Here is a 19,976-nt window from a genome sequence, read left to right as displayed (position 1 = left end):
GCGCACGCCCCGGCACCCGTGCACACGAAAGCGCCGCGCGCCGGCGGCACACCGCCCTGACGGGCGGGTCCGTCGGCGCGCGGCGCCGGGTGCGGTCGTCACGAAGCCTCGGCGAGGGGCCGAAGCCTCAGTTCTTGGCCTTGGGGCGGCTGCCGCCCGGGCGCTGGGGCTGGCTCTTGCGCCGAGGGGGCCGCGGCTGGCGCGGCACCGGCCGCGGGCCGGTCGCGGCGCCGGATCCGGGGAAACCGGGAACGATGTCGCCCGACTCGGCGGGCCGCTGCTCGCCGGCCGCCTCCGAGTGCTCGGGTTCCGCTCCCGCGGAGGGCGCCTCCTGCTCCGCGTGCCCGGTCTCGGCCGCGGTCTCGGCGCTCTCGGTCCCGGTGCCCGCCGGTGCCCGGCCGCCTTCGCGCTGCCGCTGCCATTCGCGGTAGCGCGCGGCCAGCGGCGTGGCGAGCGGCCATTCGACCGGGGCCGGCTGCGCCAGCGCGGCCCACAGGTAGGCCCGGGTGCCCCAGGCCTCCATGGCGCGGCGCGCACGGGTGATGGTGAAGAAGGTCGGCGACGCCAGCAGGAGCTGCGGCCACGCCAGCGCGAGCGCGGCGAACAGCGGGAACAGGCCGCCGCCCACGACAGCGGCCGCGGCGCCCACCGCCACCGGAGTGAGCGCCAGGCCGATGCGCAGGTTGGTGATCTGGCGGAAGCGGTGCATCGACCGGCGCACCGACGCCTCGGCCGAGAGCCCTTCGGGCAGCGGGGTCGGCTGGACCATCAGGGCCAGCAGCAGGGACGCCACGCCGACGGAGCCGGCGAGCAGAATGGTCCAGCCGGGCGCCGAGAGGCTGCCGCCCACCAGGAGTGCGACGATGCCGAGGACGGGCAGCGGCGCGGGGATGAAGAACAGTACCTGGCGCAGCATCTGGCCTGACTCGGTCGGACGTCTCAGTGCCGCCGCCACCTTGCTCAGCTTCTTCCCGACGCGACCGATGATCACTGCTGTGCCACCCCCAAACTCGTGCTGCGCTGTGCGAGTGGGACACCCGTCACTCGCAGCCCCGGTTCCGGAGACGCCGCGCGTCACGGCCTGTGTGGCGCTAACCGCTGTCGTTCCGGTCCGAGACGCCGCGTTGTAACGGTCTCCCGGCCGCGACCCGCCACCCCCCGCCCCGAAGCCGGGGCAGGCCGCCTCGACCCTGGACGGATCATCGCCAACCACCCGCCGGTTACACTATCCGTTTTTCGGGGGTCGAGCTCCCGAATGGTGCGGGAACTCCCCCGTTCAGGACGCGGGGGAAGGGCCGCGGGAGCACGCCCGCGGGCCGGCGTCCGGCCGGCGGCTGAAAGCGGTTCTACGGCGATGACGAGGTCGGTCGGGAAGAACGTCCCTCTGTAACGACGATCGCCCCGATTCCTGCCCGAGATGCGGTGGATCAATCTCCGATATCCGAAACGATGCGGAATCGTCCGGGCACACCGCCCGAAACGCCTACGCCACGCCTGTGGCCGTCGCCGCGGTGCCGGAGGGGTGGTCCACCACGGAGCGCCGGCGGCCGCCGGCGCCGCTGCTATCGATGCGCACCGGACGACGGGAGTGCCGTCGTGCCGTCTCCCCCGGCGCCGCCGACGGCCCGGTCGACGACCGGCAGTGTGCCGCCGACGGTGCAGACGTGCCGGTCGCCCGTCCGCATCTCGGCCCGCAGCGGGACGAGAAGCCCGCCGTCCTCCTAATCACCGCCGGCTCGTCGGTGCGACCGGCGGTGAACGCGCGGGTGCAGGACGCGACGGGAAGGACGGGCCGTCGACGGGGCCATGGCGCCTACGGCTTCTCGGCCGCCCTTCGCCGTGTCCGGGACGGCGGGCGGCGGGCGCGGGCGCGGCTACGGCTCCCGTTCGGAGATCCGGCCCAGGGTGATGGCGATGCGCAGCACGAACGACCCCCGCCCGTCTGCGGGCACGTGGCCGGTCAGCTCGGCGATGCGGCTCAGCCGGTAGCGCACCGTGTTGGGGTGCACGAACAGCATCCGCGCCGTCGACTCCAGCGACGAGGCGTGCTCCAGGTAGACCGACAGGGTGTCCAGCAGCGGCGAGCCCGCGTTGCGCAGCGGCCGGTAGACCTCCTCCACCAGCTGCCGGCGTGCGGCGGTGTCGCCCTCCAGGGCGCGCTCGGGCAGCAGGTCCTCGGCGCGCACGGGCCGGGGGGCGTCCGGCCAGGCCACGGCGGCGCGCAGCCCGTTGACCGCCGCGCGCACCGAGTGGTTGGCCACGCGCAGGTCGCCGACCGCCGGCCCGACCACCACGGGGCCGGGTCCGAACAGCCCCGCCAGCGGCTCGGCCGCGGCGAGCACCGCCGAGTCGCCGCCGAGCTTCTCGCTGATGCCGATGACGGCGATGACGCGTTCGCCCTGCACACCCGCCAGGACGTCGTGCCCGGCCCGGCGGGCCGCCGACCGCAGGTCCTCCAGTGTGCTCTCCGAGTCGGCTTCGCCCAGGCTGCCCGCGAGCGCCAGCACCGGGGTGCGCGACCAGCCCAGCGCCGCGCCCCAGGTCTCCAGCCCCTCCTCGCGGTCGCCGTGCAGCAGCGCGTCGACCACCAGCGCCTCAAGCCGGGCGTCCCAGGCTCCGCGCGCCTCGGCGGCGCGTGCGTAGACCTTGGCGGAGCTGAAGGCGACCTCGCGCGTGTAGTGCAGCACCGCCTCGCGCAGCTGCTGCTCACCCCCGGGCGCCGCCAGCTCGTCGACCTGGTTCTCCACCACGTCGATCACGACGCGGATCATGTCGACCGTCTGCTGGAGGGTGACCGAGCGCGTCAGCTCGCGGGGTGCGGTGCCGAACACCTCGACGGTGATGGCGGGCTTGCCGCGCGCCGGGTTCTTGAACCACTCGACGAAGGCGGCCACACCCGACTGGGCGACCAGCCCCACCCACGAGCGGTCCTCGGCCGACATCCGCCGGAACCAGGACAGCCGGCTCTCCATGCGCGCGACCGCGGCGGTGCCCAGCGTGCCCATCGCGCGCTCCAGCCGCTGGACGGTTGCGGCGCGGACGGCGTCGTCGTCGCCCGGCGCCTGCTCGTCCGCTCGATCGGTGGAATCCGTGCTCACGCTCCTAGAGTGGCATCGACGGGGGTGCGCGCACGACACGGCGGCGGTCGGCCGGTGCCGCGAGCCCCGTTGCGGCCGGAGATCACGGCCGCCAGTGTGACCGGTACCGCTTTTCGCGTTCTCCTGCGCCCGCGGTTGTAGAACGGCGACAAACCCGGACCCCGTTTTTTCGTCTCGGTCCGCATCCGTTCGGTGGGGTCCCACAGGGCAGTGTTGGTGACGTGCTTGTCATCGCTGCTCCCGGCCAGGGCGCCCAGGTGCCCGGATTCCTCGCCCCCTGGCTCGAACTGCCCGGAACGGCCGAACTCCTCGAACGGTGGTCCGAGGCCGTCGGCCTGGACCTGAAGCGCTACGGGACCACCGCCGACGCCGAGGAGATCCGCGACACGGCGGTCGCCCAGCCGCTGCTGGTCGGCGCGGGCTTCGCCGCCGCCGCCGCGCTCTTCGGCGAGATCGACTCCGCCCCCGACTCGATCGACGCCGTCGCCGGCCACAGCGTCGGCGAGCTGACCGCCGCGGGCCTGGCCGGCGTGCTGCGCCCCGAGGACGCACTGGCCCTGGTGGCCGAACGCGGCCGGGGCATGGCCGAGGCCGCCGCCCGGACCGAGACCGGCATGACCGCGGTGCTCGGCGGCGACCGCGACGAGGTGCTGGCCGCACTGGAGTCCCACGGACTCACCCCCGCCAACGACAACGGCTCCGGCCAGATCGTGGCGGCCGGGACCACCGAGCAGCTCGCCGCGCTGGCGGAGGACCCTCCGCCGCGCGCCCGGCTGCGCTCCCTGTCGGTGGCCGGGGCCTTCCACACCCACCACATGGCCCCCGCCGCGGAGCGCGTGGAGCGGCTGGCCAAGTCCGTCGAGCCCGCCGACCCCCGCACCCGGCTGCTGTCCAACCGCGACGGCGCGGTGGTCGCCACCGGCGGCGAGTACCTCGACCGCCTCGTCCAGCAGATCAGCGCGCCGGTGCGCTGGGACTCCTGCACCGAGACGCTGGCCGGGCTGGGCGCCACCGCCCTCATCGAGCTTCCGCCCGCCGGCACCCTCACCGGGCTGGCCAAGCGCGGGCTGCCCGGTGTCGAGCGGCTGGCCGTCAAGACCCCCGACGACCTCGAACGCGCCCGCGAGCTCGTCCGCGAACACAGCCAGAGCACCGCAACCCGACAGGAAGGCCGCCCCTGATGAACCTCCTCCCCGCGGCGGCGGGAGCGCGCGTCCTCGCGCTGGGCGAGTACCAGCCGGCGAACGTCGTCACCAACGACGACCTCGCCAAGCGGGTCGAGACCAGCGACGAGTGGATCCAGAGCCGCGTCGGCATCAAGGAGCGGCGCATCGCCGGCCCCGACGACAGCGTCGTGTCGATGGGCGCGGCCGCCGGCGGCAAGGCGCTGGCGGCGAGCGGCCTCGCGCCCGCCGACATCGACCTGGTCATCGTCGCCACCTGCACTCTGGTCGACCAGATCCCGAATGCGGCCGCACGCGTCTCGGCCCGCCTGGGCATCGAGGCGCCGGGGGCCTTCGATGTCAACGCCGCCTGCGCCGGGTTCTGCTACGGCCTCGGGTTGGCCGCGGACTCCGTGCGCGCGGGGTCGGCGCGCAACGTGCTGGTCATCGGCTCGGAGAAGCTGTCGGACTGGCTCGACTGGGAAGACCGCTCCACCTGTGTGATCTTCGCCGACGGCGCCGGCGCCGCCGTCGTGAGCGCCGCCGAGACCCCCGGCATCGGCCCGGTGGTCTGGGGCAGTTCGGGCGACCGCGCCGACAAGATCTACCTGCGCGACGACAAGTACCTCCACCAGGAGGGCCAGGCGGTCTTCCGGTGGGCGACCACCGAACTCAACGCGGTCGCCGCGGAGGCGCTGCGCCGCGCGGGCGTCGAGCCCGAGCAGTTGACCGCTTTCGTGCCCCACCAGGCGAACCTGCGCATCGTCGAGGCGATCGCGCGCAAGCTGGGAGCGCCCCAGGCGATCATCGCCCGCGATATCGTCACGGCGGGCAACACCTCGTCGGCTTCGGTTCCGCTTGCGCTTGCGCGCATGTCCGGACGCGGCGAGCTGCCTTCGGGGAGCCTCGTGCTCACCATGGGATTCGGCGCGGGCCTGACCTACTCGGCCCAGGTGCTGGAGATTCCCTAGACATCCGCGGGCGCGGCCCTCTCCGGGGCCGGGCGCCGCGGCACGTATCGACCGACACGCAGTTCACTAAGGAGAACCCCGACATGGCTCACACCGAGCAGGAGATCCTCGACGGCCTCGGCGAGATCATCGACGAGATCGCAGGTGTCTCGGCGAGCGAGGTCACCCCGGAGAAGAGCTTCGTCGACGACCTGGACATCGACTCCCTGTCGATGGTGGAGATCGCCGTCGCCGCGCAGGACAAGTTCGGCGTCGAGATCCCCGACGACCAGCTCAAGGACCTCAAGACCGTCCAGGACGTCATCAACTTCATCCAGAAGTAGCGCACCGTGCCCGCCGGCCGCGCAGCCGGCCGGCGGGCCGGGCCCCCTGCCAGCCCGTCCGGGTACCGGCCGGGAGATCGACCACCCGATGTGAAGGGCGATTGGGAGCGATGAACACCACCGAAGTCGTCGTGACGGGACTCGGCGCCACAACCCCGCTGGGAGGTGATGTCGCCAGCACCTGGTCCGCACTTCTCGAAGGCCGGTCCGGTATCGACACGCTCCAGGAGGACTGGGTCCAGGACCTGCCGGTGCACTTCGCCGGCCGAATCGCCACGGAGCCCTCGGAGGTGCTCCCCCGGCAGCGCCTGCGGCGGCTGGACCGCACCCAGCAACTGGCGCTGATCGCGGCTCAGGAGGCCTGGGAGGACTCCGACTCCCCCGATGTCGACCCGTCCCGCCTGGGCGCCGTGGTCTCCAGCGGGATCGGCGGCATCCTGACGATCCTGGAGCAGTACGACACCTTCCGCGAGCGCGGCTGGAAGCGCGTCTCCCCGTTCACCGTCCCCATGCTGATGCCCAACGGCCCCGCCGCCGCCGTGTCGCTGGAGTACTCGGCCCGCGCCGGTGCGCACGCACCGGTGAGCGCGTGCGCCTCCAGCGCCGAGGCCGTGGCCGACGCCATCAACATGATCCGCAGCGGCCGCGCCGACGTGGTGATCGCCGGCGGCGTCGAGGCCGCCATCCACCCGCTGAACATGGCCTCGTTCGCGTCGATGCGCGCGCTGTCCACCCGCAACGACGACCCGCAGGGCGCGTCGCGCCCCTGGGACACCCAGCGCGACGGCTTCGTCATGGGCGAGGGCGCCGGCATCGTGGTCCTGGAGTCGGCCGAGCACGCCGCCGCGCGCGGTGCGCGGGTCTACGCCGTCGCCGCCGGCGCGGGCTACACCAACGACGCCCACGACATCGTGCTGCCCGACCCCGAGGGCCGGGGCCAGGCCCAGGCCATCCGCGCCGTGCTGGAGGACGCCGACCTGGCCCCCTCCGACATCGCCCACGTCAACGCACACGCCACCTCCACTCCGGCGGGCGACGTCGGCGAGAGCGTCGCCATCCGCGCCGCCCTGGGGGACGCGGCGGCGGACCGCGTGGCGGTGACCTCCACGAAGTCCATGACCGGGCACCTGCTCGGCGGCGCCGGCGCGGTGGAGTCCATCGCCACGATCCTGGCGCTGTACGAGGGGCGCATCCCGCCGACGATCAACATCGAGGAGCTCGACCCCGAGGTGCGGGTGGACATCGTGCGCGACAAGTCGCGCGACATGCCCGCCGAGGCTGTCGCCGCCCTCAACGAGTCCTTCGGCTTCGGCGGCCACAACGTCGCCGTCGCCTTCCGCCGCGCTTAGGGCGCCACGACGGCTTCGTCTGCAGCGGGCGGCGCACCGGGGTGCGCCCCGCAGGAGGACAGCGGCCCCTCGAACACGGCCCGGCACCCTCCCTCGGCCGCGACCACCGCGGCACCGCTCCCCCCGGCGCGGTGCCGCGGCCGGGCGGCCGCCGGGAGTCCGCGCCGGACGGGAGGGCCGCCCGGTTCGCTCGGATACGTCCCGGCCGGAGTGCGCGCCGGCGGGGCCGGCGGCGGATGCGCCGCCGCCGCGCGGGGCACGCACGGCGACATCCCGTTGCCGGACCTCCCCGCACCGCGGGCGGACGGGCGGGACCCGTCCGCCCTTCCGCCTTCCCGGGGGCGGCCGCGGCCCGACGGAGAACATGAACGCCCCGCCTCCCTGCGGGGAATGGCGCTTGAACTCGTGTCCCGGGCCGCTGACAACACGCGCCCCCTCCGCGATGATTGCCGTGTGTCCCTTCAGTCCCCGGCGTTGAGCGATATGCATCCCGGTCCCGGAGACCACCGAAGCGACGCCGCAGACGGCGGCTCGGGCGAGGTCCCGGTCTACCGGCCCGTCGTCGATCTCGACTCCGGAGCGGTGCTCGCCGTGGACGCCGACATCCGCGCGGCGGACGGCAGGTCGCGGAGCGAGTGGCCCGGCGACCCCGCCTCGGCGGCCGAGCGGCTCTCCCGTCTCGTGCGCAGCGCGACCGCCCGCGAGTTACTGCTCCCGCTCGTCGTCCCCTTGCCCGCGCAGGCCGTGACCGCCGAGCCCGAGGTGTTCCATCTGTTCGAGGACACGCTGCGCCGGAGCGGGCGGCGCCCGCGCGACGTCACCGTCATGCTCGGTCCCGACCTGCCCCGGGTCCCCCGCGAGCCGCTGGTGCGCGGGCTCGCCCGACTGCGGGAGCAGGGATTCCGCTGCGGTCTGGGCACCGCCGCCGTGCCGCCGGACCTGCTGCTGGAGACCAGCCCGTTCCTGCTGCGCATCGATCCGGGAATCGTGGGCGGGCTGCCCGGCGACCAGCGCATGGGCGCCCTCGTCGACGGCCTGGTGCGCATCGGGCACGGCGGCGGCGTCTTCCCGATGGCCTCCGGGGTCACCTCCGACGAGCAGGTGAGCCGGTTGCGGGAGGCCGGCGTGCGGCTCGCCCAGGGGCCGCTGTTCGCCGACGACGACTGGCTGCCCGGCGAGCGCGTCGGCTCGGTGCCGGCGGCCCCGGTCGAGGCCGCCCAGGAGCGCCACGACTCCGGGCCTCCGGTCGCCGAGTTCATGCGGCCGCCGGTGGCCATGAACACCGATGCCACGGCCGAAGAGGTGCTGGACGCGTTCAGCGCCGACACCGCGCTGAACAGCGTCGTGCTGATCGACCACCGCGACCGCCCGATCGCGCACATCGACCGCGCGCGGTTCCTGCTCGCGGTCACCGGGCCCTACGGCCACGCGCTGCACGCGAAGCGGCCGGCGAGCCGGCTGGCCGACACGCCGCGGACGGTGCCCCGCAACGTCCGGGCGATGGCGGCGCTGCGGGCGGCCGGCCACGAGCGCGAGCGCGTCTACGACGACCTCGTCACCGTCAACGAGTTCGGCCAGTGCACGGGGATCGTGCACGTCGGCGACCTGATCCAGAGCCTGGCCGGCGAGGCCGAGTGATCGGGCGGGTCGGGCCGCGCCCGGGCGAGGGGGCCCGCGGATCCCGCCGGTTCCGGTTGTGCCGCTCGGGCCGGGCGGATCGGTCCGGAGTCCCGGGTCAGCCGCGTCCGCTCCGGTGCCCGCGGCTGCGCGCCTGCCGCACGGCGCGGCCGTTCGCGGGCTCGTAGCCGGCGGCTCCCCCGTCGGCGGGCGCACCGCGGTCGCGCTCCGCCGCCGTCGGCCCGACCCCGTTGGGCTCGGCCGGGCCCGGGGCGGTCGACAGCTCGATAAGCTGGGGGCGCTTGGGGTCGCGGCCGTCGCCCGAGGAGCGGCCCAGGGCGCGGCGGCTCAGCCACGGCACGAGGTGCTGGCGGGCCCAGCGCCAGTTCTCGCGGCGGCGCAGGATGCGCGGCAGCCGCTCGGGCGGGGTCTCCCACGGGCGCATCCAGGTCTCGCGCGGGCCCATCGGCGCGTCGAGCAGCTCGGCGATGCGGGCGGCGACGATCCGGTGGCCCTCGGCGTTGAAGTGCAGCCGGTCCACGCTCCAGGCGCGGGGGTCGTTCAGCGCACCCATCGACCACAGGTCGACGATGTCGCTGGCGGTGCGCTCGGCGACGGCGCGCAGGTGCATGCTGAACACCGCGATCCTGCCGCGGTACACGCGCAGGACGGGGATCCATCCGGTGTCGTGCCCGGAGAGGATGACCACGCGGATTCCGGCGTCGCGCAGCCGCCGGACGCCGGTCTCGAACTCGGCGGCGAGGGCGTCGAGGTCGGTGTTGGGCCGCAGCACGTCGTTGCCTCCGGCGTGCACAGTGACCAGATCCGGCCCGAAACTCAGGGTCTGTTCGAGCTGCTCGCCGAAGATGTGGCGCATGCGGCGCCCGCGAACGGCAAGATTGGCGTAGCGGAAGCCCGGTGCCAAGGCGCTCAGGTGCTCGGCGAGGCGGTCGGCGAACCCGCGGTACCGCCCGTCGGACGCGAGGTCGTCGAGGCCTTCGGTCAGGCTGTCGCCGATGGCCACGTAGGAGCGGATGGCTGCGGGCGGCTGCTCCTGATCGCCCTCCGGGGGATTCGTCTCCAGGTCAGTCACATCAACCAATCATGCAGCTCGGCCACGGGCACCGTCGCAAGGGCCCACGGCGACGCGCGGGGAGCTCGACAACGGGGTGCGTCTCTCACACACGACACGGACGAGGATGTGTCAACAGGGAGAGGCAAGGGTAGGGCCTGCCCGACAAGCATACCTCCGACTACCGCCGACACGCCTGCACCAGGTCCGATCTCCGGGCGTCAGGTGCGTCGCCTCGGCAGCCGGCCGAACGGCGGCCGGAGGGTTACGCACGCGACTACGCAAGGAGCCGTTGCACCCGCATGAGCAACAGCGACGCCATTCCGGAGAACAGCGAGTCCGGCGAGCAGGCCGAGGCCTTCCCCGCCAACGACGTCGAGCAGGCGCTGCAGGACGCGCTGGCCCAGTCCGGCGCCGAGTCGCCCGATCCGGCTCCCGTGAGCGCCTTCATCTCCGCGCTGCGCGAAGGGCAGGTGTGGGTCCCGCTGCCGCAGGGCTCGGGCACCCAGGACGACGGCTCGGTGGCGCTGCCGACCCTGGAGCTCGAAGGCGCGCCGTTCATCCCGGCGTTCACCTCCGAGGAGCAACTGGGGCTGCGCAGCGCCGAACTGCCCTACACGGTGCTGGCCGCGCGCGACCTCGCCGAGGCGATGCCCGACGGCGTCGGCTTGGCGCTGAACCCCGGCAACCCGGCCAGCGTCCCGATCTATCCCGACACCGTCGCGGCGCTGGCCACGTGACCGCGGCCGCTCTGCGGCGGGGGCGCGCCTCCGCCGCAGAGCGGGGTGCAGCCGTACCACACCGGCGCGACGGCGCCCAGGAGTGCTTTTCGCGCCGAGAAGGCCCCGCGCACGTAACCTACGTCACAATACCGCGCATCCCCATCGAAACCGGCATTCCACCAAGCGGGACAGCATCCCGGGGTCAGGCCGTCAGACCCGCCGCCACCTGCTCGGATCCGATCCGCCCCGGCACTGTTCAACCGCAGCACGCGCACGTACGATCACCCGAGGGTGCGCCGCTTCGACCTGTCGGGCACCGACCGCGCCTCCGGCGGCCGGGCACCGGGCGCCGGTCGAGTGGACGTACTGTGGTCCAGGAACGTATTTGCCCGCGGGGAACCGGTTCCGGCTTCCCGCCGCGGGCCGGACGCGCGGAGGTCGAGGTCTTCAGCAGATGAACGCCGTCTCCCCGATCTGCCTCACCGACCTCGTTCCCGCCCTGCGGTGGAGCGATCCCGCGATGGTGGGGCCGGTGCTGTGGCACGCCCGGCTGATCGAGGGCTGGTGGAACTCACTGCCGCTGCCCCGCGTCCTGGACATCGCCGGAACCACCTGGCTGTCGCACTCCCTCGCGCGCCTGGCCGCCGAGCAGTGGAGCCACCTCCCGCTGGGCGAGTTCCTGCCGTGCCTGCGCGCCGCCGACGTGGACATCGACGACGTGGCCGAGCCCGTGCGGGGCGCCCTGCTGGCCACCGCCGGCAGCTGGGAGCGGCTGGTCTCGGCCAGCCCGGCCGCCATCGGCTCCTGGGGGCTGCCCGAAAGCTGCGGTCCGCTGGACCTCGTCGGCACCGCCACCTGGCGCGCGGTCGAGCCCCTGGCCGGCGAGCAGGGCCGCGCCGCCTCGCCCTCCCCCGGGCTGATGGTCGAGGCCGTCCGCACCCTGGCCAACTGGATGCCCGACTCGGCGCCCGACCACGTGCACAGCGCCCTGGCCTACCTCACCGCCGCCACCGGCGCCGGACCGGCCGAGGCGCCCGCCGAGCCCGATGAGGCGCCGAGAACGCAGAGCCCCGCCACCCGGGCGATCCGGACGCTGCGCGCGCTGCGGGCCCAGCGCGACGAGGAGACGCGGTCGCGGGCGGGCGCCGGCGCCGCATACGAGTCCGCCGCCGGGTCCGCAGCGGCCGAGGCCTCCGCGGGGCCGGTGCGCAGCTCGCTGCTGGGACCCGACCGCACGCTGCGTCGCCCCGCCTTCAGCCGGGTCCCGCAGCAGGACACCGCGGAGCCCGCGCCCGCGCCCGCCCCCGAGCTCGGCCGCCACCCCCTGGTGGACCTGCTCGAGGACTTCTTCCGCAACTGGACCGACGTCGAGCGCACCGTCGCCGCCGAGCGGCTGTTCGCCTCGGAGCCCGTCAGCATCCGGCTGCTGACCGACCAGCTCGGCGTGGACCTGCGCGACATCCGCAACGCCCAGCGCACCGTCGAGGAGCGGCTGCTGCAGTGGCTGGGCTCGCCTGCGGGCGGCCCGCTGACCAAGCACATGCGCGAGCTCTCCGACCACCTGGGCGCCGCCGCCACCGTCGACCACCTCATCACCGCCCATCCCGACCACCCGGTCGAGGTCCCGGCGCTGGGCACGCCGCTGTGGCGGGTGGTCATCACCCTCTTCACCGACCGCCGGCTGCACAACGGCTGGCTGGTGGCCGACGACCCGCACCGGATGCGCTGGCAGACCCGCGAGATGCTGGGCGACGCGCCCAGCACCTCCGACGCCGCGATCCGGCTGGCCCGGATCGGCATCCGCCAGCAGGCCGTGCGCGCGTGGCTGCTGAGCACACCGGGCGTGACCATCCGCGAGGGCCACGTCATGGTCGACCCCTCGATCCCGGTCGAGAACGCGCCCCCCGGCCCCGCCTACGGCAGCACCCCGCCCGACCCCGACGCCGAGGCCGAAGGCACCACCACCGCCAACGGGCTGCCCATCCGGCGGCGCCCCGGCGCCGAGGCGCCGCTGCAGGACCACGCCGAGCATCCCCGGCCGAGCGCGCCGCAGCCGCCGCGGGTGGCCGACTCGGCCCGCTGCTTCCGCGCGCCCGACGGCCGGTGGTGGCACCGGGTGGACGTCTCCGCCGACCACCTGCACGGCGCACCGGTCACCGTTCCGCCGGGCTATGCGACGCATCTGGGCCTGCAGCCGGGCCGCCTGCTGTGCCTGACAGCGCCCGGCGCCGACCTGCTGGTGCTGGTCTGGCGCGACCAGCCGGCGTTCGACTCGCTGCGTCCGCTGCTGCGCCGCCTCTCGGCGCAGCCCGGCGACCGGGTCTTCATCACCGTCAACGGCGACCGGCTGGACGCGCGCCGCCTGCCGGCCGCCGACATGAGCTCGCACGGCCCGACCAGCCGCGCGCTGCACCTGATCGGCTACACCGCACCCGCCGCCACCGAGGAGGCCCTCAAGATCATCGCGCGGCGCATCAGCGAGGACGGCTCCGACGACCGCGCCGCGGAGCCGCAGGCCCTGCTGGACAGCCTGACCGAACGCGGTGACACCGACATCGCCCACGAGCTCGGCCCAGGCCTCATCCCGGCGCATTGAGCCCACAGGCACGGCGCAGCGGTCATGACTGCGAACACCGTCGGCTTCGCCCCCTTCGACCACCTGGTCGAGATCGTCGCCCCCGCACCGCGGCAGGGCTGACCGCTCCGGCGCTGACGACGGGCCCCGCCGATGCTTCGGCGGGGCCCGTGCAAACGCCGGGGATCGCGCCTGCGGCGCACGGTTTTCAGACGTTGAAGCCGAGCATGCGCAGCTGGTCGCGGCCGTCGTCGGTGATCTTGTCCGGGCCCCACGGCGGCATCCAGACCCAGTTGATCTTGACCTCGCGCTCGAACTCGTCCAGCGCGGTGTTCGCCTGGTCCTCGATGACGTCGGTCAGCGGGCAGGCGGCGCTGGTGAGCGTCATGTCCAGGGTGATGACGTCCCCGTCGACGTTGACCCCGTAGAGCAGGCCGAGATCGACGACGTTGACCCCGAGCTCGGGGTCGATGACGTCCTTCAGCGCTTCGCCGATCTCCTCGGCCAGCGCCTCGCCGCCGGCGGGCTCCGGTACGGTCGCGGTGGAGTCCTGTTCGGTCATGAGGCGCCCTCCTTCTCCGTTTCCAGGGTCTGGGCGGTCGCGTCCTTCCACGCCATCCAGGCGAGCAGGGCGCACTTGATACGGGCAGGGTATTTCGAGACGCCGGCGAAGGCCACCGCGTCCTCCAGCACGTCCTCGTCGGGCTCGGCCTGGCCCTTGGAGTGCATGAGCTCGGTGAACTCGTCGAGCATGCGCATGCCGTCGTCGACGCTGCGCCCGATCAGCAGGTCGGTCAGCACCGACGCGCTGGCCTGGCTGATCGAGCAGCCCATGCTGTCGTAGGACACGTCGCTGACCGTCGCCCCGCCGTCGAGGCCGCCCCCCTCGGCGGCCGGCGTGAGCCGGACGCGCAGGGTGATCTCGTCGCCGCAGGTGGGGTTGATGTGGTGGGCCTCGCCGTCGTGCGGCTCACGCAGCCCCTTGTTGTGCGGGTTGCGGTAGTGGTCCAGGATGATCTCCTGGTACATGGAGTCGAGCTGCATAGTAGCGGCCTGTCCCCCCTCCTAGCGTGCAGCCGCGGTGCCGAAGAACCGCTGCGCGGCCCGGATTCCCTCGGCCAGGGCGTCGACTTCGGCGAACGTGTTGTACAGGTAGAACGACGCCCGCGTGGTGGCCACGGTCTCGTAGCAGCGGTGCAGGGGCCACGCGCAGTGGTGGCCCACACGCACCTCGACGCCGAGGTCGTCGAGGACCTGGCCCACGTCGTGCGGGTGGATGTCCTCGACCGTGAACGCGATCGCGCCGCCGCGGTCGACGGCGTCGGCCGGGCCGATGATGCGCACGCCCGGCACCTCGGCGACCCGCTTGAGCGCGTACTCGGTGAGGGCGTGCTCGTGGGCCTGCACCTTGTCCATACCCACCGCGCTGAGGTAGTCGCACGCGGCGGCCAGCCCCACGGCCTGCGCCGCCATGGGGGTCCCGGCCTCGAACCGCTGCGGCGGGTCGGCCCAGGTGGTGTGGTCCATGTAGACCACGCCGATCATGGACCCGCCGGAGATGAACGGCGGCATGGCCGCCAGCAGCTCCGAACGCCCCCACAGCACGCCGATGCCGGTCGGCCCGAGCATCTTGTGCCCGGAGAAGGCGAGGAAGTCCACGCCCAGCTCGGCGACGTCGACCGGCATGTGCGGCACCGACTGCGCGGCGTCGGCCAGCACCAGCGCGCCGTGGGCGTGGGCGCGCTCGGCGATGGCGGCGACCGGGTTGACGGTGCCCAGGACGTTGGACTGGTGGGCGATCGCGACGAGCTTGGTGCGGTCGTTGATCAGCTCGTCGATGCCGCTCAGGTCCAGCCGGCCCTCGGGGGTCACCGGGAACCACCGCAGCGTCGCGCCGGTGCGCTGGCACAGCTGCTGCCAGGGCACCAGGTTGCCGTGGTGCTCCATCTCGCTGACGAGGATCTCGTCGCCGGGGCCGACGACGAACCGGGCGTGGGCGTCGCCACCGGTGGCGGCGTTGCTCATGGCGTAGGCCACCAGGTTGATGCCCTCGGTGGTGTTCTTGGTGAAGACGACCTCGCCGGGCTGGGCGCCCACGAACGCCGCGATGGTCGCGCGCGCGCTCTCGTAGGCGTCGGTGGCCTCCTCGGAGAGCTGGTGCGCGCCGCGGTGCACCGCCGCGTTGTGGCGTTCGTAGAAGACCCGTTCGGCCTCGACCACCTGGCGGGGCTTCTGCGATGTCGCTCCGGAATCGAGATACACCAGCGGGCGCTCGTCGCGGACGGTGCGGGCCAGGACCGGGAAGTCGGCCCGCACCGCCTCGACGTCGAGGCGCCCCAGCTCGCTCGTGGTCACTTCGCTGCGCCTGCCTTCGCGAAACGCTCGTAGCCCTCGGACTCCAGGGTGTCGGCCAGCTCGGGCCCGCCGGACTCGGCGACGCGGCCGCCGGCGAACACGTGCACGTGGTCGGCCTGGACGTAGTTGAGGATGCGGGTGTAGTGGGTGATGAGCATGACGCCCACGTCGCCGGTCTCGCGCGCCCGGTTGATTCCGGCCGAGACGACCTTCAGCGCGTCCACGTCGAGACCGGAGTCGGTCTCGTCGAGGATGGCCATGCGCGGCTTGAGCAGCTCCAGCTGGAGGATCTCGTGGCGCTTCTTCTCACCGCCGGAGAAGCCCTCGTTGACGCCGCGGGCGGCGAAGGAGGAGTCGATGGCCAGGTTGCCCATGGTCTCCTGCAGCTCCTTGGAGAAGGTGCGGAGCTTGGGCGCCTCGCCGCGCACGGCGGTGACCGAGCTGCGCAGGAAGTTGGACATGGACACGCCCGGAACCTCGACGGGGTACTGCATCGCCAGGAACAGGCCGGCGCGGGCGCGCTCGTCGACGCTCATCTCCAGCACGTTCTCGCCGTCGAGCAGCACCTCGCCGTCGGTGATCTCGTAGCGGGGGTGGCCGGCGATGGCGTAGGCGAGCGTGGACTTGCCGGAGCCGTTGGGGCCCATGATGGCGTGGGTCTCGCCGGAGTTGATGGTGAGGTCGACGCCCTTGAGGATCTCCTGGCGCTCCTCGGCGCCGATGAGGACGTCGGCGCGCACCCCGCGGATTTCGAACTTCGTCATATGCGATTCAGCCTTTTGAACTCTGGGTGTTGAGCGAGACGAGGACGTCGTCGCCGTCGATCTGCACTGCGTAGGTGGCGACCGGTTGGGTCGCCGGCGGGTTGATCGGCTTGCCCGAGCCGAGGTCGAAGCAGGACCCGTGCAGCCAGCACTCGACGGTCCCGTCCTCGACCTCGCCCTCGGACAGGTTCACCTCGGCGTGGGAGCAGATGTCGCTGATGGCGTAGATCTCGCCTTCGCTGCGCACCACCGCCACCGGCGTGTCGCCGATCTCCACGCCCAGCGCGCCCTCGTCGGGGACGTCGCTCAGCGAACACACCCGGGTGTATCCGTCACTCATGGAGGGCCAGCTTCTCCTCCACCTCGTCCATGATGCGCTCGCGCAGCTCGGGGACCGCGATGCGGCCGATGAGCTCCTGGAAGAACCCGCGGATGACCAGGCGCCGGGCCTCGTCCGCGGGGATGCCGCGCGACTGCAGGTAGAAGAGGTGGATGTCGTCGAGCCGGCCGCTTGCGCTGGCGTGGCCCGCGCCCTCGACCTCTCCGGTGAAGATCTCCAGGTTCGGCACGGAGTCGACCCGCGTGCCGTCGGTGAGCACCAGGTTGCGGTTGTGCTCGTAGGAGTCGGTGCCGGAGGTGCCCTCGCCGATGATGACGTCGCCGATCCACACCGCGTGGGCGTCCTCACCGCTGAGCGCGCCCTTGTACTCGACGCGGCTGCGGGTGTTGGACTCGTTGTGGTCGATCAGCGAGCGGTGCTCGTGGTGCTGGGCGCGGCCGGTGAAGTACAGGCCGTGCAGCTCGGCGTCGCCGCCGGTGCCCTTGTAACGGACGCTGGGCGACAGGCGGACCAGGTCGCCGCCGAGTGTGACCACGAAGCTGCGGAACCGGGCGTCGCGGCCCACCGTGGCGTACTGGTGGGAGACCTGGACGGCGTCGTCGTCCCAGTCCTGCAGGCTGATGACGGTCAGCGAGGCGCCGTCCTCGACGACGAACTCGACGTTGTCGGCGTAGACGGCCGAGCCGGCGTACTCCAGGACCACGGTGGCCGAGGAGTGCGGCTCGGCGCGCACCAGGACGTGGCCGTAGGCGTCGCCGTGCTCGGTACCGGTGATGTTGACGAACACCGTCTCGGACAGCTCGGTGTCCTTGGGCACGGTGACCACGGTGGCCGGGTTGAAGTCGGTGAAGCTCTCCCAGGCCAGCGCGCTGACGCGGTCGTTGGGCAGGAAGGACGCGCCGATGCGGGAGTCGTCGCGCCCAACGCGCTCGACGACGGCCTGCTCAGGGCCGGAGACCTCGACGGTGATGGTGCCGTCGGCGATCTCGCGGCCCTGGTGCAGGCCGCGCAGCCGGCGGAGCGGCGTGAAGCGCCACTCCTCCTCGCGCCCGTTGGGCACGGGGAAGCTCGCGGACTCGAAGGACCCGTGCACGTCCAGGCGCGAGATCGGGATGTCCCCGCCGTGCGAGTGCTCGCGGATTCCGAGATTGGGGCTGGCCATGCTTAACCGACCGCTCCTTCCATCTGCAGTTCGATCAGCCGGTTGAGTTCCAGCGCGTACTCCATGGGGAGCTCGCGCGCGATGGGCTCGACGAACCCGCGGACGATCATGGCCATGGCCTCGTCCTCGTCCAGACCGCGGCTCATCAGGTAGAAGAGCTGGTCCTCGCTGACCTTGGAGACGGTGGCCTCGTGGCCCATCTCCACGTCGTCCTCGCGGATGTCGTTGTAGGGGTAGGTGTCCGAGCGGCTCATGGTGTCGATGAGCAGCGCGTCGCACTTGACCGTGGACTTGGAGTGGTCGGCCCCCTCCTGCACCTGGATCAGCCCGCGGTAGGAGGCGCGGCCGCCGCCGCGCGCCACCGACTTGGACACGATGGTGGAAGAGGTGTTGGGCGCGCAGTGCACCATCTTGGAGCCGGTGTCCTGGTGCTGGCCCTCGCCGGCGAAGGCGACGGAGAGGGTCTCGCCCTTGGCGTGCTCGCCCATCAGGTAGACGGCCGGGTACTTCATCGTCACCTGGGAGCCGATGTTGCCGTCGATCCACTCCATGGTGGCGCCCTCGTAGGCGACGGCGCGCTTGGTGACCAGGTTGTAGACGTTGTTCGACCAGTTCTGGATGGTCGTGTAGCGGCAGCGGGCGTTCTTCTTGACGACGATCTCCACGACCGCGGAGTGCAGCGAGTCGGTCTTGTAGATCGGCGCGGTGCAGCCCTCGACGTAGTGGACGTAGGCGCCCTCGTCGACGATGATCAGCGTCCGCTCGAACTGGCCCATGTTCTCGGTGTTGATCCGGAAGTAGGCCTGCAGCGGGATCTCGACGTGCACGTTCGGCGGCACGTAGATGAACGACCCGCCGCTCCACACGGCGGTGTTGAGCGCCGAGAACTTGTTGTCGCCGGGCGGGATGACGGTGCCGAAGTACTCCTGGAAGAGCTCCGGGTGCTCCTTCAGCGCGGTGTCGGTGTCGAGGAAGATGACGCCCTGCTGCTCCAGGTCCTCGCGGATCTGGTGGTAGACGACCTCGGACTCGTACTGCGCGGCGACACCGGCGACCAGGCGCTGCTTCTCGGCCTCGGGGATGCCGAGCTTGTCGTAGGTGTTCTTGATGTCCTCGGGCAGCTCCTCCCAGGAGGCGGCCTGCTGCTCCGTGGACCGCACGAAGTACTTGATCTTCTCGAAGTCGATGCCCCCGAGGTCGGCGCCCCACTCGGGCAGCGGCTTCTTGCCGAAGAGGCGCAGCGACTTGAGACGGAGCTTCTCCATCCACTCCGGCTCGTCCTTCTTGCCGGAGATGTCGCGGACGACCTCTTCGTTCAGGCCGCGCCGAGCGGAGGCGCCGGCCTCGTCTCGGTCGGCCCAGCCGTACTCGTAGGTACCGAGCCCTTCGAGCTCGGGGTGCGCGGTAGACGTCATTACGCGGATCCTCCTGGACTCAGACGTCCTTCATCTGGCGTCGCCCGCCCTCTCGCCCCAGGACGGGCGGGCGTGTTCTCATCGGTGCGCGACTGGCCCGGGCTCCCGGCGGGACGGGGCTCGGCAGCGGCGATGTCGCGCGGGGTGACGTGCGTGGTGCACACGCCGTCGCCGTGGGCGATGGTGGCCAGCCGCCGCACCGGGGTCCCCAGCAGCCGTTCGAAGACCTCGACCTCGGCCTCGCACAGCTCGGGAAACTCCGTGGCGACGTGGGCCACCGGGCAGTGGTGCTGGCACAGCTGGTCGCCGCCGCCCGGGGCGGGGGCCTCACCGGCCGACGCCGCGTAGCCGTCGTTGGACAGCGCCTCGGCCAGCAGCCGGATGCGCTGCTGCGGCGGCGCCGCGGCGAGCATCGGGCGGTAGCGCCGTTCCAGGTCGGCCACCTGGCTCCGGGCGAACTCGGCCACGGCCTGGGACCCCGCCTTCTCGGCGAGGAACCGCAGCGCACTGGCGGCGAGATCGTCGTAGCCGTGCACGAACGCGTCGCGCCCGGCATCGGTGATGGCGAAGACCCGGGCCGGCCTGCCGCGGCCGCGGCGCCCGCGGTCGCGGGAATCGCGGGCCTCGACCATGCCCTCGTTCATCAGGTTGTCAAGGTGGCGGCGGATCGCCGCCGGAGTGAGGCCGAGCCGCTCGCCGAGCATGGCGGCGGTGATGGGCCCGTGTTCGAGGATCAGCCGCGCCACGCGTGCGCGCGTACCGTTCTCGGCACCCCGCTCGGGGCCGTGAGCGGCCGCGGAGGCGCCGGCGGCGGCGCTTCCCGCGGACTGCTGACGGTTCCCCATGTTTTTCACAACATCAGTGTGGCGTAAATAAGTCCCGGTGGGCAAACGCCGCCCGATGCGGTAAGTCACGCAGGTGAGGCTTACCTTGCCGGCTTTTGGTGGGGTGGGGCGGGGGTTTGGGGGTGGTGCTGGGTGCTGGGTGCTGATAGTCGGCAACACGTGGTTGTGTGCGGTATTCCCGACCGTGCATGCGAGTTGTGCTCCG

At 72.8% G+C, this 19,976-nt stretch carries 18 protein-coding genes; 7 read left to right on the top strand and 11 right to left on the bottom strand.

Annotation, left to right across the window (positions count from 1 at the left end; all coding sequences use genetic code 11):
* Positions 1-127: 127 nt before the first annotated feature.
* Both ABD284_RS21225 and ABD284_RS21220 read right to left on the bottom strand, forming a co-directional pair.
* A complete protein-coding gene (locus tag ABD284_RS21225; RefSeq protein WP_344146664.1) occupies positions 128-916 on the bottom strand; it encodes a hypothetical protein in 789 nt (262 codons plus the stop codon).
* A gap of 958 nt (positions 917-1,874) precedes the next feature.
* On the bottom strand, positions 1,875-3,098 hold the full coding sequence (locus ABD284_RS21220; RefSeq protein ID WP_344146461.1) for a PucR family transcriptional regulator: 1,224 nt from the start codon (positions 3,096-3,098) through the stop codon (positions 1,875-1,877).
* Positions 3,099-3,319: 221 nt separating this feature from the next.
* Between ABD284_RS21220 and ABD284_RS21215 the strand changes: the two genes are divergently transcribed.
* The 5 genes from ABD284_RS21215 to ABD284_RS21195 all read left to right on the top strand — a co-directional run bounded on the left by ABD284_RS21215 (position 3,320) and on the right by ABD284_RS21195 (position 8,542).
* Positions 3,320-4,279 (top strand): ACP S-malonyltransferase, encoded by a 960-nt coding sequence (locus ABD284_RS21215; RefSeq protein WP_344146458.1) that lies wholly within the window; start codon positions 3,320-3,322, stop codon positions 4,277-4,279.
* A complete protein-coding gene (locus ABD284_RS21210) occupies positions 4,279-5,232 on the top strand; it encodes a beta-ketoacyl-ACP synthase III (RefSeq protein ID WP_344146455.1) in 954 nt (317 codons plus the stop codon). The genes ABD284_RS21215 and ABD284_RS21210 overlap by 1 nt, the downstream gene beginning before the upstream one ends.
* Positions 5,233-5,315: 83 nt before the next feature.
* Positions 5,316-5,555 carry an acyl carrier protein gene (locus ABD284_RS21205; protein ID WP_311546008.1) on the top strand — a complete coding sequence of 80 codons (240 nt, stop codon included), beginning with the start codon at positions 5,316-5,318 and terminating at the stop codon, positions 5,553-5,555.
* Positions 5,556-5,665: 110 nt separating this feature from the next.
* Positions 5,666-6,904, top strand: a complete 1,239-nt coding sequence (fabF, locus tag ABD284_RS21200) for a beta-ketoacyl-ACP synthase II (RefSeq protein ID WP_344146451.1) — start codon at positions 5,666-5,668, stop codon at positions 6,902-6,904.
* 483 nt (positions 6,905-7,387) lie between these two features.
* The gene (locus ABD284_RS21195) at positions 7,388-8,542 is read left to right on the top strand and encodes an EAL domain-containing protein (protein WP_344146661.1); all 1,155 of its coding nucleotides are present in this window, start codon (positions 7,388-7,390) and stop codon (positions 8,540-8,542) included.
* 97 nt (positions 8,543-8,639) lie between these two features.
* On the opposite strand, the gene ABD284_RS21190 is transcribed toward ABD284_RS21195, so the two are convergent.
* Positions 8,640-9,614, bottom strand: a complete 975-nt coding sequence (locus tag ABD284_RS21190; RefSeq protein ID WP_386699651.1) for an SGNH/GDSL hydrolase family protein — start codon at positions 9,612-9,614, stop codon at positions 8,640-8,642.
* Between the two features lie 281 nt (positions 9,615-9,895).
* Between ABD284_RS21190 and ABD284_RS21185 the strand changes: the two genes are divergently transcribed.
* Both ABD284_RS21185 and ABD284_RS21180 read left to right on the top strand, forming a co-directional pair.
* On the top strand, positions 9,896-10,333 hold the full coding sequence (locus ABD284_RS21185) for an SseB family protein (protein ID WP_344146448.1): 438 nt from the start codon (positions 9,896-9,898) through the stop codon (positions 10,331-10,333).
* Between the two features lie 436 nt (positions 10,334-10,769).
* Entirely contained in the window at positions 10,770-12,911 is a 2,142-nt protein-coding gene (locus ABD284_RS21180) for a hypothetical protein (protein ID WP_344146446.1), read from the top strand.
* Between the two features lie 187 nt (positions 12,912-13,098).
* Here the strand turns inward: ABD284_RS21180 and ABD284_RS21175 are convergent, their stop codons facing one another.
* From ABD284_RS21175 to ABD284_RS21140, 8 genes are read right to left on the bottom strand one after another with little or no spacing between them, the layout of a single operon-like run.
* On the bottom strand, positions 13,099-13,452 hold the full coding sequence (locus ABD284_RS21175) for a metal-sulfur cluster assembly factor (protein WP_344146443.1): 354 nt from the start codon (positions 13,450-13,452) through the stop codon (positions 13,099-13,101).
* Positions 13,449-13,934 (bottom strand): Fe-S cluster assembly sulfur transfer protein SufU, encoded by a 486-nt coding sequence (gene sufU / locus ABD284_RS21170; protein ID WP_344146440.1) that lies wholly within the window; start codon positions 13,932-13,934, stop codon positions 13,449-13,451. The genes ABD284_RS21175 and sufU overlap by 4 nt, the downstream gene beginning before the upstream one ends.
* Before the next feature lie 21 nt (positions 13,935-13,955).
* Positions 13,956-15,245: a cysteine desulfurase gene (locus ABD284_RS21165; protein WP_344146438.1), complete on the bottom strand. Its 1,290-nt coding sequence runs from the start codon at positions 15,243-15,245 to the stop codon at positions 13,956-13,958.
* Positions 15,242-16,009, bottom strand: coding sequence for a Fe-S cluster assembly ATPase SufC (gene sufC / locus ABD284_RS21160; protein WP_311546019.1), 768 nt, complete (start codon positions 16,007-16,009; stop codon positions 15,242-15,244). The genes ABD284_RS21165 and sufC overlap by 4 nt, the downstream gene beginning before the upstream one ends.
* A gap of 7 nt (positions 16,010-16,016) precedes the next feature.
* The gene (locus tag ABD284_RS21155; protein ID WP_344146434.1) at positions 16,017-16,349 is read right to left on the bottom strand and encodes a non-heme iron oxygenase ferredoxin subunit; all 333 of its coding nucleotides are present in this window, start codon (positions 16,347-16,349) and stop codon (positions 16,017-16,019) included.
* Complete coding sequence (gene sufD, locus ABD284_RS21150) at positions 16,342-17,511, bottom strand: Fe-S cluster assembly protein SufD (protein WP_344146431.1); 1,170 nt, start codon at positions 17,509-17,511, stop codon at positions 16,342-16,344. The genes ABD284_RS21155 and sufD overlap by 8 nt, the downstream gene beginning before the upstream one ends.
* Before the next feature lie 2 nt (positions 17,512-17,513).
* Positions 17,514-18,926 (bottom strand): Fe-S cluster assembly protein SufB, encoded by a 1,413-nt coding sequence (gene sufB / locus ABD284_RS21145; protein ID WP_344146428.1) that lies wholly within the window; start codon positions 18,924-18,926, stop codon positions 17,514-17,516.
* Positions 18,926-19,771 carry a helix-turn-helix transcriptional regulator gene (locus ABD284_RS21140; protein ID WP_344146425.1) on the bottom strand — a complete coding sequence of 282 codons (846 nt, stop codon included), beginning with the start codon at positions 19,769-19,771 and terminating at the stop codon, positions 18,926-18,928. The genes sufB and ABD284_RS21140 overlap by 1 nt, the downstream gene beginning before the upstream one ends.
* Positions 19,772-19,976: the final 205 nt, after the last annotated feature.

This window comes from Streptomonospora arabica (assembly GCF_039531585.1).
In the GTDB taxonomy this organism is placed as follows: domain Bacteria; phylum Actinomycetota; class Actinomycetes; order Streptosporangiales; family Streptosporangiaceae; genus Streptomonospora; species Streptomonospora halophila.
Note: the sequence above shows the minus strand (reverse complement) of the source record. Positions and strands in the feature narration are given on the sequence as shown.

Bases quoted from the DNA above. Each gene is read 5' to 3' on its own strand.
- ABD284_RS21210 (WP_344146455.1), top strand. From the start codon at position 4,279: ATGAACCTCCTCCCCGCGGCGGCGGGAGCGCGCGTCCTCGCGCTGGGC.
- ABD284_RS21180 (WP_344146446.1), top strand. From the start codon at position 10,770: ATGAACGCCGTCTCCCCGATCTGCCTCACCGACCTCGTTCCCGCCCTG.
- sufC (WP_311546019.1), bottom strand. From the start codon at position 16,009: ATGACGAAGTTCGAAATCCGCGGGGTGCGCGCCGACGTCCTCATCGGC.
- ABD284_RS21195 (WP_344146661.1), top strand. From the start codon at position 7,388: ATGCATCCCGGTCCCGGAGACCACCGAAGCGACGCCGCAGACGGCGGC.
- sufD (WP_344146431.1), bottom strand. From the start codon at position 17,511: ATGGCCAGCCCCAATCTCGGAATCCGCGAGCACTCGCACGGCGGGGAC.
- ABD284_RS21155 (WP_344146434.1), bottom strand. From the start codon at position 16,349: ATGAGTGACGGATACACCCGGGTGTGTTCGCTGAGCGACGTCCCCGAC.
- fabF (WP_344146451.1), top strand. From the start codon at position 5,666: ATGAACACCACCGAAGTCGTCGTGACGGGACTCGGCGCCACAACCCCG.
- ABD284_RS21140 (WP_344146425.1), bottom strand. From the start codon at position 19,771: ATGGGGAACCGTCAGCAGTCCGCGGGAAGCGCCGCCGCCGGCGCCTCC.
- ABD284_RS21175 (WP_344146443.1), bottom strand. From the start codon at position 13,452: ATGACCGAACAGGACTCCACCGCGACCGTACCGGAGCCCGCCGGCGGC.
- ABD284_RS21225 (WP_344146664.1), bottom strand. From the start codon at position 916: ATGCTGCGCCAGGTACTGTTCTTCATCCCCGCGCCGCTGCCCGTCCTC.
- ABD284_RS21205 (WP_311546008.1), top strand. From the start codon at position 5,316: ATGGCTCACACCGAGCAGGAGATCCTCGACGGCCTCGGCGAGATCATC.
- sufU (WP_344146440.1), bottom strand. From the start codon at position 13,934: ATGCAGCTCGACTCCATGTACCAGGAGATCATCCTGGACCACTACCGC.
- ABD284_RS21185 (WP_344146448.1), top strand. From the start codon at position 9,896: ATGAGCAACAGCGACGCCATTCCGGAGAACAGCGAGTCCGGCGAGCAG.
- sufB (WP_344146428.1), bottom strand. From the start codon at position 18,926: ATGACGTCTACCGCGCACCCCGAGCTCGAAGGGCTCGGTACCTACGAG.